Here is a 12,757-nt window from a genome sequence, read left to right as displayed (position 1 = left end):
CCGTGCCCTATTTTCAATGCCAGCCAGTGCGGGCCCCCAGCGCGAAGTCGGCGTGCAGCCGCATTGCGAATCGCTACGCGCGTCTTTCGGCCGTCTTTGCTATCTATCTCATGGTCGGCAAGGTCCATGTCCGCTGCTGTGCCATCAACACGGACCAGTCGACGGCCGCATCGCCACCAATCCCTTCGCATGCTCGGACATGCAGACACGTCCGCTCAAAACTCTTCTCACAGATGTTGTTGCGGTCGGTGAATCCGAGCGGGTGAAACTATCGAAAATAGCCGTCGTTCGGCGACGCTGTTCAACACGATGTCCGCTGACCCTCGCATGCACGGCTACCTGCCTCCGTGCACTCATTCTGAACTGATTGCTTACAGATAACCGTCCCACGTCCCTCGCGCGGGACGGCCCAGGTCGACCCATTGCGTGTACCGGGCCAATGCGCGATCGTAGATCTGCGTGAGTTCCTTACCAGTTCGACGTTGTAGGACAAAACCAATCTGGTGGCCTGGGTTGAAAAAGGTTGACTTGAACTCGACATCAACGACGGTCGCGGGGATGCCCTTCGGTTCCTCAGGCGGAAGTGCCACCCAAGTTCCCTCGAAGTTTCGACGAAAGGTCTCTCCTATGAAATACAAAAATCTAGTGCCGAGTTTGTAATTCTCTTCAGAAAACGGATTAGAATCGGCGTAACGGACGAGTATTTCCTGCTCGGCCGCGACAAGGCCCTCTCGCGTGAACTCGATACCGCTCAATGATGGCACTTCGAATACGGTGAACTCGATTTCTATCGCGGCTTCCTGCATCAGTAGCCAGCTGCGAAATTTGGAGTCTTGCTGAAGGTTCCTGAACTCAGGGCTCTCGCGAACGCTTCTCGTCGAACTGCTTCCCATGTTGTTCTCCTACAACGTCAGAACTGGTTTATTGTCAACTGGTCGCCGTAAATAGACTTCAGCCTGGCAAGAGCTGCCTGGTCGCTCGGCGAAAGCTCTTTCTGTAGATTATAGGTCACTTTGTAACCGTCTTCGAGCGCGGCCTCGTCTTTGGTCAACTGCTCACGGTCCAGTCGGCCACTCTTGTTCTCGATCAACTCGTCAGGCAGGCCATTTTCATCGTAGTGCACGAAATCGTACCGTCGACCATCGACACCCTCCACATGCTTCTGGGCCTTGTATCCATTTTCTTCGGAGTACCCGAGAAGCTCCTTTACCTCGTTGTCCCACTCGGATCCGTTGCCTGTATTCTCCATTAGTTGGTCGTATAAGCGGCTCCACTCCTCCATTGTCTTACATCCACCTGGCCGTAGATGACAGGTCGCGAGGTAGCGTTCCCATGCCTCCTGTTTCCACTTCGGGAAGGTAATCGTCAGCTTCCGTTCGCCGGAATCGCGATCGATATCGACCTTGACGACCGGTTTCTGGATGGTCTTGGTCATCATCTGGATGGCTGTATTGGACAGCTTGACAAGGGCGAACGTCGACCGTGCGAGCCGAACCACTGTGATGAGCAGTTCGATTGTCGTTCGAATCCGATTCGCGCAAGCGGTAACCCGGGTCGCCGTGATAACGCCGGCGGCAACATCGGACCCACCAACCGTGACAACTGTGCCTGCAAGACCGATCGCGATCGTGACGCCCGCTTCGGCCAGGAACTGGTAACACTCGTTCTTCATGCCTTCGCGTTGACTGACGATCTGCTCACCGAATGTGGTAGAAGCCGAAGCGAGAGTGTTCGCATCCGAGGCAAGCATCCCTGAAGGGCCGAGGACCCCCTCGACGTACTCGTCATACAACTTGTGGGCATCTTCAGAATCTCGCGAACCGGGTTCATGCCCGTGCTTCCGCACCGCGTCGGTCTGCTCTTGGATTACCGTCGCGAGCGACTTGAGCGCCGTGCCGACCTTCTTCAACTTCTCGTCGTTGCCGGTCGGCAAAGGAATTCCGATTTGCTCGACCAAACCGGAAATACTGCTGATCAGCGGATCACCTGTAGCTCCGATCGAAGTCGGCATATTTCCATAAGGCTGCCGCTGGTCCGCATTTTGAGGCGGGCTGGTCGGTGGCTGTGGTACCGCACCAGTCCGTCCGTTGGCAACCCACTCCGCATACATTTGATTGACGCCGGCATAGTAGGCTCGATTGCTGATTGCACCGTAGGCGTCGGCCAGTTGACAAGCTGCCGGCAGAAAGCGGTTGAACGCCGTATCCCATTCTTTGCCCCATACCTGGCCGACTTTTTCATCAGCGCCGGCCATGCCCGAGGCAGTGTATTCGATATCGGCTGCGTGGGTGTCGATCGCCTCGCGTATTTTGCCTGAGGCTGTATCGGCCGCTGCGGCGAACTCGAAGAAATTGAACCAGTTGTAATATGCGGTCGGCATAGGTCCCCCTAATCGGCTGGTGCTGGGCGCATCAGCCGAACATCTGGTTATTCGCGTCCAGCGACGCCTGATAGGCGGTGCGCGCGTTCGTCAACCGGGTACGGATCTGGTCCAGAGCTTCGATCGCGGTCGAAGCTTGCTTTGCCCAGTCCGAATGCCTCGCGCGGTAGGCGTCTGCTGCTGATCCGGTCCACCGCTCTGGTGTCGAGCCGATCAGCTTCTCTGCGGCGAGCAGTTGATCCCTCGCGAACCCGACGAACCCCTCCAACCGTCGCTCGGTCGTCTCCAGCATCTCCAAGTCGACGGCATAACCATCCTGGCTCACCCCACACCCCTACAGGTCGAGCGAACTCTGGACGGTACGCATATCGCCCGCATGGGTGTTGTCTGACTTGGTGAGGGTATCGACCACGGTCGGTACCGCGGCCATGATCGAGGATCCTTCGGTCATCAACTGCTCGAAATTGGCTCGGCCTTCTTGGTACAAGGTGCGGAAGCTGTCGGCGGCCTCGCCGATCCAACCGCCTTGTAACAGTTGCTCGATGTCGGCCGCGACCGAACGCAGCCCGCTCTCCAACGATTGGTTTATCCCGGTCAGTGAGTTAGTAGCGGCAATGATCGCCGCACCGTCCACTAGCAGATCGTCACTCGACATCTTGTCCCCCATAGCTCAGACCGTGATGGCCGCTGACGCAAGGCGGCCCTCCCCGGGTCGAGTCGGAATACTACCGGGACTCGACACGTGAGAAACGGGGACCAGCACGCGACGAGATGACCACGGCAGCGAACTCACCACGGCCGCCAGCGTGTGTATTCCCACACCTCTGTCGAGTCAGGCCCGGACGGTGTCGAGACGTGGCACAAACCGACCTTCTCGAAATACATACCCCGAGTCTCTGCCGCGGTCGGTGACGGATCCAGAAGGACCCACCGGCCCTACTGGAATCAACTCGCGACCCTATGGCCGGATCACGCACTCGACGAAACCACAGCGCTGGAACTACAACAGGTCGTTGAGGCCACCGCACTCAACGCGGTCATACGCCGCAACAGCCGCGGGGGCGGTCCGCCGCGGAGCACATGGTCTCGGCGATCCGCTACCTGTACCGCTTCGCCGTCCAGGACCACCACCTCGACACCTCCACCGCCCCCTCCGTGCACCTCGACAAACCCCGCAGGCTACCCGGCACACGCCGTGCCCCGTCGGCACACCAACTCACCCAGATCAACCACGTCGCCGCCACCACAGGAGACGACCCGGACCTCGACACCCTCGTCCTGCGTATCCACCTCGAAACCACCTGCCGCACCGCGAGCGCGCTCACACTGCGCGGACGGGATCCGATCCCAACCAATGCTCGATCCGACTGTCAGGCAAAGACGGAACCCTGCACTGGCAGCCCGTCTCCCCCACATTGATGACCAGACTCACCCGACACCGCGACCGCGGCCCTGATCCGAGCAAGCAACTCCTGCCATATCACCCGGCAGGCCCATCATCCGCCGCCGCTACGACTATCTGTGGAAGCGGCTCGCGCACGCCCTCCATTGGGTCGCCACCCAACATATATCGCCCCACTGGCTCCGCTACACCACACTCACCTGGGTCGAACGCAACTTCGGATACGGCACCGCCCGAGCCTTCGCCGCACACGCCGAACCCACCGGACACGACGCCACCACCCTCACCTACATCCGCGCGTCCATCGAAGAAGTCGCCGCCGTCGCCGCCCTCACCGGCGACCACCACTCCATCACACAACAACAACCCCCAAACCCCGTCCAGACCCGTCTTCCGCCCGACACCCCGGACCACCCGCCACCTCCCGAGCGCGAGCAATCATGCGAACCCCCGGGACACGGCCTGATCAACGTTTCCGTGCCGACGTAGCTCGAAAGACCACCCGTGCGCCACATTTCCGCAGGCAACCGCCGAACAGTTCCGCTAAAAGATCTTATACCACCTCCATGGACAATCGATCGGCTCCAATGGGTTTCACACGAACACCCGACGGCCGAACAAACGAATTTGTGCCGGAGCGAGAGATCTGTGCAGAATATGGTGCTTCGGACCGGGACGCACGCCCGGCCCGAAGCACCATTCCGAATCCCCTGCCAGGTGCTACGGCGGATGTTTCCCGAACATGGGTCGCTCACCAGCGCGTAGAACGCACACCTGACAGCGACCTTGTCGAGGTATCGACGCGCGGCCTCGCCGCGAATGAGCCGGGCCGCCCGGTAATCAGAGGTCCGGGCGGCCCGCTTCCCCTGATCACTGAGCAGTGCCGCCACAGCCGCTCAGCCCGGCCATTGTAGGTGCGCCACAACGCAAATGACCGACTGCCACGCCGCCGTCGAGAAAGGCGCGCACCCGCGTGCCAAAGGACGAGCCTGTGGCGCACCTGGCGGGGACCGCCGATCTTGGTGTTCAATGGTGTGGAGTGCGAGATGCGTCATGAAAGCCGAGAGAGGTATTTCTCATGCCGCAAATACTTCCAGCACAACCAGCGTTCTCGTCGAGACCAAGCGCTCCCGACATCCCTCACGATCGCGCCCCCCATGGCGGGTGAGGAAGTCTGGCTGAGCACCTCGGATGTCGCGCAACGGTTGCAGATCCCGCCGAAGACCCTGGCCGCATGGGCCAGTGCCGGGCGCGGCCCGCGATTCGCCCGCATGGGCAGGTATCGCCGCTACCGACTCAGCGACCTCCTGGCCTGGGAACAAGAACAACTCGACCACGGCGGCGGAACAGGCACCGGATCGGTCAGACGCGACTGACCGATCCGGGCGAGCCACAACCTCACCTACGACAGCAGTGGCCGGAATAGCTCCTAAGAATCAATCGATTGGCTACTTTTCAGCTACTTTTTGGCTCTTGTGGCGTCCCCCGTGGCCTGCTCAAGATTCTTGTGCGAGTCGACTCCTGAGCGCATCGACATGACGGCTCATCGCGACGTAACTACTGGATGTGATCGCTGCTCGTGAACTGTTGGCAATCATTGATATCGGAGAGGGTGTGATGAGCGGTAGGTTGCCCAAGCCGGTTGGGACATTCGGGGTTCCGACCAAGCCGAAGAAGCAGCGCAACGGGCGCTGGAGAACTACGGTCCGCTACTACGGTTCGGGTGGGGCGCAGCAACTCGAGCGCATGGGCGTCAGCGCCGACGACGCCCGAAACCGGTTGGCCGAGGCCATGCGTGACTTCCGCGAGCAGCTCGGTCGGGATCAGATCACGCGCAACACCAAGCTGATCGCGTTGGCCAAGGAACTACTCGTCGAACTCGCCGGCGACGACGCCTACACCGCGGGCAATATCGAGGACTACCGGCGCGAGATCTACGTCTCCACCGACCGACGTGCCAACAAGGCCACGATCAAGATCGAGAACTCGATCGGGCACCTGCAGATCTGGCAGGCCACCCCCGGCGAACTCGACCGACACCTCAAACACCTCGTCTCCCTCGGCCTGCGACGCAAAGCCAAGCAGCACAAGATCATCCTGCGCGCGATGATGCAGATCGCGGTCCGACACGGCGTCCTCGACACCAACCCCATCGACGGCGTCGCCGCCTTCACCCGACGCCGAGTTCCCGCACGCGGCAAGATCCAGGACCACGCCGCGTTACCCGCGTTCCGGGCACAGGTACGGGCGTGGGCACGAGGCGAGGAGATCCCGGGCACCCCCGCCCACACCAGCGGACCCACCCGGGACTGGACCGTGGTCTGGGTGGTCGACGTGATCACCGGCACCGGAATGCGCCCCCACGAAGTCTTCGCGCTCCTGCTCGACGACATCGACCTCGACGCCAACGACCCCTACCTCGACGTCACCGGAACCTTGGTGGAAGTCAAGGGCTCCGGCGCCGGAGGCTGGGTGCGTAAACCCGCACCGAAGTCCGAGAACGGGTGGCGACGGATCCTGTTGCCCGAACACACCGTCCAAGCCCTCCGCGAAGCCATCAAGGACCTCGAGGTCACCGCGGGCCCGAACCCGGACCGACTGCTCTTCCCCGCACGCAACGGATCGGTACGTAACCCCAACAACTTCGGCCGCATCTGGCGCGCGGCACGTGGCGAGGACTTCGCCTGGGTCACCCCACGCACCTTCCGCAAAGGCGTAGCCACCGCCGTCGACCACGCCTACGACAACCCCGAACGCGCCGCCCGACAACTCGGCAACACCCGCGAGGTCGCCAAGACCCACTACATCGACGTGCCCGAAACCGTCCCCGACAACCGCGCCGTCCTCGAAGCCTGGGCACGCGGACCGGGAACGAAAACGTGAGATTTATGTGAGAACGCTCAAATTCCGACGTCTCTCCGGAAACGAGAAAACCCCTTCCGATGCTGGTCGGAAGGGGTTTACACTGTCGGGCTGACAGGATTTGAACCTGCGACCACCTGACCCCCAGTCAGGTGCGCTACCAAGCTGCGCCACAGCCCGTTGCCCCCGCTCGGCGGGTGCTTGACGAGGTTACCCCATCACCCCCCTGCTGGACCAAATCGGCTGGATGCGGCACGGCGGGGCGCGGTTGACGTGCGAGGAAGGCAATCTCGTTATCGATGTCGGGCGGCACGAAATCGGGCTCGCCGGACCGAATAGGCAGCAGCAAAAGCGGACGAGTCAGTGCGACGGTCGGAACGGCGGTACCGCGAGGTCGGGGCCGAAGATGTCGGGTACGTCGCGGTCGACGCTGTCGGGGAATCGGGCGGGCCGTTTTTCCAGGAAGGACGAGACGCCTTCCAACGCGTCGGCGCTGACGCCGCGGGAGAGGAGGGCGCGGGATTCGATGCGGTGGGCGATCATCGGGTGGTCGGCTCCCAGTCCGCGCCAGAGCATTTGGCGGGAGAGGGCGACGGAGACGGGGGCGGTGTGGTCGGTGAGGCGGCGGGCGAGGGTGTCGGCTCGTGCGAGGAGGGTTTCGGCGGGGTGTAGGGCGTAGAAGAGGCCGGCGGTGAGGGCTTCTTCGGCGTCGACGAGGCGGCCGGAGTAGACCAGTCGAGTGCGGTCTGCATCGGGACGAGGCGGGGTAGGAATCAGCTGGAACAGGATTCGGGGACGATGCCGCGGCGGTTGAAGACGAAGCCGATGCGGGTGGTGTCGGTGGCCAGGCGGAAGTCGGCGGCGAGGGTCATGGTGATGCCGACGCCGACGGCGGGGCCGTTGATGGCGGCGATGACGGGTTTGCGGAATTCGAATATGCGCAGGACGACTTCGCCGCCGATGTCGCGGAAGTCGCCGGGGTCGCCGGGGTCGGCGACGAAGGTCTGCGCGCCCGCGGAGAGGTCCGCGCCCGCGCAGAAGGCTCGTCCGGCGCCGGTGAGGACGACGGCGCGGATCCGGTCGTCGCGGTCACAGGTGTCGAACGCTTCGATCAGTTCGAGTGCCATGGCGGTGGTGAAGGCGTTGAGCTGTTTCGGGCGGTCGAGGGTGATGGTGGCGATGGCGTCGGTGACATCCAGGCGAATATCGGGCATGGCGGTCAGCATGCCATTCGGGCGGGCGCGGTCGACCCGGTTCGGTACGTGGGCGGCGGGCACCGCGGGGGTTCCACCACGCGTGGCGGGGCGGGTCAGCGTATTCGGCATCAATACGACCGGTCACCGGTGGTCGTCCTTCGAAGCACTATTCCGCTTCGCCGAGTCGCTGTTCGGCCTACGGTGTACCGGCCCGCCGATCGACGTCCAGTCCTCGTCGCCCCACTCCACCGGCCGGTTCGGCACGGCGAGCCCGTGATCGTCACGGATTTCATCTGAGGTGACGACTTGCTCGCGGGACGGCTTTCTACCGTACAGAGGCGGTCGCTGCCCTGGATCGTCGGACAGATCGGTATCGGTGATGGAGATCGGAAAGCGCGTGCGCACTGAGTTTTTCAGCTGCGGTGGTGTACTTCCTGTAGTCCGTATACCGGTGTCGGAATGCTCTCGTATCGGGCTTTCAATTGCAGCGCGAGGTACAGCGAATAGTGCCGGGACTGGTGCAGGTTGCCGCCGTGGAACCACAGTCCTTCCTGCTGTGTCGGCTTCCACATGTTGCGGAGTTCGCCTTCCCACGGTCCGGGGTCCTTGGTGGTGCCCGATCCGTAGCCCCAGCATTTGCCGACTTTGTCGGCGACGTCCTGTCCGATGAGGTCGGCGGCCCAGCCGTTCATCGATCCGTAGCCGGTCGCGTAGACGACGAGGTCGGCGGGGAGTTCGGTGCCCTCGTCGAGGACGACGGCGGTTTCGGTCAGCTCGCGCACTTCCCCGTGCGCGAGGGTGATGTCGCCGTCGGCGACCATTTCGGCGGCGCCGACGTCGATGTAGTAGCCGGATCCGCGGCGCAGGTATTTCATGAAGAGTCCGGAATCGTCGTCGCCCCAGTCGATTCGGAATCCGGCGCGTTCCAGTCGTCGATAAAATTCGGCGTCGCGTTCGCCGATGGCGCGGTAGAGGGGGCGCTGGAATTCGGGCATGAGGCGGTAGGGCATCGAGGCGAAGGCGAGATCTGCTTTGTCCGTGGTGATTCCGGCATCGATCGCGCGTTCGGAGTACAGGTCGCCGAAGACGAGGTCCATCAGTGACTCGGATTTCACGACGTGGGTCGAGGAGCGCTGCACCATGGTGACCGAGACGGCACCCGCTTCCCACAGGGCGGCGCAGATGTCGTGCGCGGAATTGTTCGAACCGATGACGACCGCGCGTTTGCCGGCATATCCGTCGGGGCCGGGGTGGGCGCTGGAATGGTGCTGGTCGCCCGTGAAGCGGTCCATGCCGGGGAAGTCGGGGATATTCGGTTTGCCCGACATTCCGGTGGCGAGTACCAGGTGTCGGGGCCGGAGTTCGACGGCCGCGCCTTCGCGTTCGACGGCGACGGTCCACTCCCCCGCGAGGTCGTCGTAGCGGGCGGAGCTGCAGGTGGTCGACGACCAGTACGGTACCTCCATCACCGTGGTGTACATCTCCAGCCAGTCGGCGATCTTGTCCTTGGGCGCGAAGACGGGCCAGTTGTCGGGAAACGGGAGGTAGGGCATGTGGTCGTACCAGACGGGGTCGTGCAGGCACAGCGATTTGTAGCGGTTTCGCCACTGGTCGCCGGGGCGGTCGTGGGCGTCGACGACCAGGGCGGGCACGCCGAGCTGGCGCATGCGGGCGCCGAGCGCGATGCCTGCCTGGCCACCGCCGACGATCAGGGTGTAGGGCTGGCGGGTGTAGCCGAGTTCCCGATCTTCCAGGGCGCGCTGTTCGGACCAGGTGACCCGGCTGGGGTCCGCGCCGTGTCGCACTCCGGTGGGGCGGCGGGTTCGGGTTCCCTCCTCGAAACCTTTCAGTTCCCGCAGGGCGGTGAGCAGGGTCCAGGCGCCGTCGTCGGCGAGTCGCAGGTGTCCGGCGCCGCGGCCCGCGGCGGTCTCGAAGCCGATCCAGGCGGTGACGACGCCGTCGTTCTCGGTCGGCGGCTCGGTGGTGTGGAATCCGGAGGGGTTGGTGGCGTCCGGATCGGCGCGCAGCAGGTCGGCGATGCCGGCGCGGCCCTCGACGGTGGTGATGTTCCAGGTGAAGGCGATGAGGTCGCGCCAGAAGCTGTCGGTGGCGAACAGGGCGGCGGCGGCATCGGCATCGCGGGCGGCGAGTGCGGTCTCGAAGGCGGCCAGCCAGGCGTCCACGCGCTGCTGTGGCGTCGGAGCCGCCGAGTCGCGCACTATGTGATCGAGTGTCTGGGTCATGAATACTCCTCGGCATGGATCTGTGAGCTACAGCACAGCGCATGGCGCGTAATGTCACAATCGTTGCAGCGCGTTGCGACCGACGCGGGCAAGACCCGGTTGCGCGATCGGGACCGCACGGACGAGGGATGAAGATCGTGGGTGACTTCGCCGCCATCGAACCCGGTACCGACCTGTCCGGCTACGCCCGCCAGTTGATCCGGATGCACGGCGCGTTGATCGGCGGCAGCCGGTCGACCCTGCGGCCCCGGCCTCTCGTCGGCAGATCGTGGTCTCGCGCGCTGGACGCGGGGCTCGCGCCCGACCACACGAACGCACGCTCGGTACTCGGATTCGACGAGGTGGAGATCCGTCGACGTACCTCGGTCCTGGCCGATGTCGCCGACGATATGCGGAATGTGATCTTCGGCGTCGGTGACGACTCGAATATGCTGCTCGTCGTCGCCGACGCCGAGGGGGTGGTGCTGTGGCGGCACGGTTCGACGCGAGTTCGCCGCCAGGCCGACACGCTCGGCTTCCAGGAGGGGACGCGGTGGAGCGAGGCCGCGGTCGGCACCAACGGCATCGGCACCGCGATCACGGAAGCCACTCCGGTGCAACTGTTCTCGGCGGAGCATTTCGAACGCAACCAGCACCCCTGGTATTGCACGGGGGCGCCGGTACACGATCCGCGGGCCGGGGATCTGCTCGGCATCATCGACATCAGCGGGCCCGCGCTCTCGCTGCATCCGGCGGTCACCGCGCTGGTGGCGACCTCGGCACGGCTCGCGGAGACGCAACTGTGGCGTCATCACGAGGACAGGCTCGAACGATTGCGGACCTCGGCGGGGCCGGTGATGGCCGCGTCCACGGGGCCCGCGCTGGTGGTCGATGACGACGGGTGGGTCGCGCACGCGGTCGGTGTCGCGCCGGTCCGGCGGATCCCGGTGCCGCGCACGGGCAAGGCGGTGAGCGTGCCGGGGCTGGGCATGTGTGTCGCGGAGCAGATCGTCGACGGCTGGCTCGTGCGACCGGAAGCGGGCGGCCTGACGGTGCGCGTCGAACTGGCGCTGACCGATCCGCCGACCGTCGCGGTGCAGGGCAGCGGGTCGGGCTGGCGCAGCGCCGTCTCGGTGCGGCACGCGGAAATTCTTGTACTACTTCATCTTTCGGGTCGACTTGGGATGACGGTGACGCAGTTGAGCCAGGCGTTGCACGGAGACCCCGATCACGAGGTCGCGGTCAGGGCGGAGATCTCACGACTGCGCCGGATCCTGGGATCCGTACTGGCGAGCAGGCCGTATCGGTTGGCGGACGGCGTCGAGCTGTCGGTGAGCTACGGCGATGCCGAGGGTTTGGCTGGTTCGGATTTCATCCGTCGGGTGGCCGGGCCCGATGTGCGGGCGTTCGCGATGGCCGGTGGACCCGGTCTGCCCGACGAGATGTGAGGGGCGACCGTTGGCGCAACGTCGGATCCTGTCCCAGCAGCGAGCCGCGCTGGAGGACGCGTGGGCACGGTGGCTGACACGCGGGGCGGAGGGCACGCCCGCCGGTGATGACGCGCCGCCGCGCGGCGAGGTCGAGCGGTCGTGGCAGCGATCGCTGCGCACCGTGGATCCGGCGCGCGACTGCGCGCCCAGCGCCGGGGATATCGACGCGCGATGGGCCGACTCGGCCTTGCGGGCCCCGGTCACCGAGTTGACCGGGGAATTGCGCACCATCGCCGACGACGCCGATTTCGTGGCCGCGGTGACCGACGAGACGGGCACGATCCTGTGGTCCTGCGGCGGCCGGGTGATGCGGCGGCGGGCGGAGCGGGTGAATTTCGCGCCGGGCGGGCAGTGGGACGAACCGCATATGAGCACCAACGCGCTGTCGCTGGCGTTGCGGACCGATCAGCCGCACATCGTCTTCTCCGCCGAACATCTCGTGGCCGCCCTGCACGGGTGGGTCTGCTACTGCGCGCCGATCCGGGCGGCGGACGGTCGTCAACTCGGTGTGCTCGACCTGTCGACCACGTGGGATCGTTCACATCCGCTGGCGATATCGACAGTGCGGACATTGGCGACCGCCATCGAGAGCAAATTGCAGACGCGCAGCGCGATGGCGTCCGGGGTGGCGCTGCGATGTCTCGGGACCGGCAGTCTGACACGCGACGGGGCGCCGGTCCGATTGCGTCCGCGGCACCTGGAGATCCTGGTTCTGCTCGCGCTCGACCCGGAGGGGTATTCGCACGAGCGATTGCATTTCGCGATCTACGGCGATCGGCCGGTCGGGGCGAGCACGTTGAAATCGGAGATGTCGTATCTGCAGCGTGCGACCGGCGGTGACATAACGAACCGGGTCTATCGGCTGGTCAGTCCGATTTCCTGCGACGCGGTCGATGTGGCGGCGGCATTGGCCGCGGGCGATACGGCCACCGCGGTGCGGCTCTATCGCGGTCCGCTGCTGCCGGGGTCGGAGACGCCGGGGATCCTCGGGTGGCGGCAGTTCCTCGAGGTCGGTGTCCGGACCGCGGTATTGTCCAGCGGCGAGGCGGAGTTCGCGCTGCGCTACGGCCGGTACGCGCCCGACGATATCGAGGTGCACGAACACGCCCTGCGGCTACTGCCCAAACACGACGCGCGGCGCGCGGTGGCCGCGGCCCGTTCGCACCACGCGCTGCGCGACTGAGTCGCGGCCGGATCGCGCGGCA

General features: G+C 64.5%; 10 protein-coding genes, 1 tRNA gene and 1 pseudogene. 5 read left to right on the top strand and 7 right to left on the bottom strand.

From position 1 onward, the window contains the following. Window positions 1-371: 371 nt before the first annotated feature. The 4 genes from OG225_RS06120 to OG225_RS06105 are packed head-to-tail and all read right to left on the bottom strand — an operon-like array spanning window position 372 to window position 3,047. Window positions 372-893, bottom strand: coding sequence for a hypothetical protein (locus tag OG225_RS06120; protein ID WP_405180764.1), 522 nt, complete (start codon window positions 891-893; stop codon window positions 372-374). Window positions 894-910: 17 nt separating this feature from the next. Further along, window positions 911-2,380 (bottom strand): hypothetical protein, encoded by a 1,470-nt coding sequence (locus OG225_RS06115; RefSeq protein WP_405180763.1) that lies wholly within the window; start codon window positions 2,378-2,380, stop codon window positions 911-913. A 31-nt stretch (window positions 2,381-2,411) separates the two neighbouring features. Continuing rightward, window positions 2,412-2,705 (bottom strand): WXG100 family type VII secretion target, encoded by a 294-nt coding sequence (locus OG225_RS06110; protein ID WP_405180762.1) that lies wholly within the window; start codon window positions 2,703-2,705, stop codon window positions 2,412-2,414. A 9-nt stretch (window positions 2,706-2,714) separates the two neighbouring features. After that, a complete protein-coding gene (locus OG225_RS06105) occupies window positions 2,715-3,047 on the bottom strand; it encodes a WXG100 family type VII secretion target (protein WP_405180761.1) in 333 nt (110 codons plus the stop codon). A gap of 413 nt (window positions 3,048-3,460) precedes the next feature. Here OG225_RS06105 and OG225_RS06100 point away from each other — a divergent pair, with 413 nt between their 5' ends. The 3 genes from OG225_RS06100 (at window position 3,461) to OG225_RS06090 (ending at window position 6,665) form a co-directional block, all read left to right on the top strand. Continuing rightward, on the top strand, window positions 3,461-3,799 hold the full coding sequence (locus OG225_RS06100; protein ID WP_405180760.1) for a hypothetical protein: 339 nt from the start codon (window positions 3,461-3,463) through the stop codon (window positions 3,797-3,799). 1,140 nt (window positions 3,800-4,939) lie between these two features. Further along, on the top strand, window positions 4,940-5,158 hold the full coding sequence (locus OG225_RS06095) for a helix-turn-helix domain-containing protein (RefSeq protein ID WP_405180759.1): 219 nt from the start codon (window positions 4,940-4,942) through the stop codon (window positions 5,156-5,158). Window positions 5,159-5,411: 253 nt separating this feature from the next. Beyond that, window positions 5,412-6,665: a hypothetical protein gene (locus OG225_RS06090; RefSeq protein ID WP_405180758.1), complete on the top strand. Its 1,254-nt coding sequence runs from the start codon at window positions 5,412-5,414 to the stop codon at window positions 6,663-6,665. A gap of 85 nt (window positions 6,666-6,750) precedes the next feature. On the opposite strand, the gene OG225_RS06085 is transcribed toward OG225_RS06090, so the two are convergent. The 3 genes and pseudogenes from OG225_RS06085 to OG225_RS06075 all read right to left on the bottom strand — a co-directional run bounded on the left by OG225_RS06085 (window position 6,751) and on the right by OG225_RS06075 (window position 10,083). After that, a tRNA-Pro gene (locus OG225_RS06085) sits at window positions 6,751-6,824 on the bottom strand. 180 nt (window positions 6,825-7,004) lie between these two features. Next, window positions 7,005-7,858 (bottom strand): annotated as a pseudogene (locus OG225_RS06080) (crotonase/enoyl-CoA hydratase family protein). Window positions 7,859-8,253: 395 nt separating this feature from the next. Further along, window positions 8,254-10,083, bottom strand: coding sequence for a flavin-containing monooxygenase (locus OG225_RS06075; protein WP_405180757.1), 1,830 nt, complete (start codon window positions 10,081-10,083; stop codon window positions 8,254-8,256). A gap of 137 nt (window positions 10,084-10,220) precedes the next feature. Between OG225_RS06075 and OG225_RS06070 the strand changes: the two genes are divergently transcribed. Continuing rightward, window positions 10,221-11,510: a GAF domain-containing protein gene (locus tag OG225_RS06070; protein WP_405183209.1), complete on the top strand. Its 1,290-nt coding sequence runs from the start codon at window positions 10,221-10,223 to the stop codon at window positions 11,508-11,510. 10 nt (window positions 11,511-11,520) lie between these two features. Then, on the top strand, window positions 11,521-12,735 hold the full coding sequence (locus OG225_RS06065; protein WP_405180756.1) for a transcriptional regulator: 1,215 nt from the start codon (window positions 11,521-11,523) through the stop codon (window positions 12,733-12,735). The last annotated feature ends 22 nt before the right edge of the window (window positions 12,736-12,757 follow it).

The sequence above is a fragment of the Nocardia sp. NBC_01377 genome (assembly GCF_045040005.1).
In the GTDB taxonomy this organism is placed as follows: domain Bacteria; phylum Actinomycetota; class Actinomycetes; order Mycobacteriales; family Mycobacteriaceae; genus Nocardia; species Nocardia noduli.
This window is presented reverse-complemented; position numbering and strand designations above follow the sequence as displayed.

Bases quoted from the DNA above. Each gene is read 5' to 3' on its own strand.
- OG225_RS06120 (WP_405180764.1), bottom strand. From the start codon at position 893: ATGGGAAGCAGTTCGACGAGAAGCGTTCGCGAGAGCCCTGAGTTCAGG.
- OG225_RS06115 (WP_405180763.1), bottom strand. From the start codon at position 2,380: ATGCCGACCGCATATTACAACTGGTTCAATTTCTTCGAGTTCGCCGCA.
- OG225_RS06105 (WP_405180761.1), bottom strand. From the start codon at position 3,047: ATGGGGGACAAGATGTCGAGTGACGATCTGCTAGTGGACGGTGCGGCG.
- OG225_RS06100 (WP_405180760.1), top strand. From the start codon at position 3,461: ATGGTCTCGGCGATCCGCTACCTGTACCGCTTCGCCGTCCAGGACCAC.
- OG225_RS06095 (WP_405180759.1), top strand. From the start codon at position 4,940: ATGGCGGGTGAGGAAGTCTGGCTGAGCACCTCGGATGTCGCGCAACGG.
- OG225_RS06075 (WP_405180757.1), bottom strand. From the start codon at position 10,083: ATGACCCAGACACTCGATCACATAGTGCGCGACTCGGCGGCTCCGACG.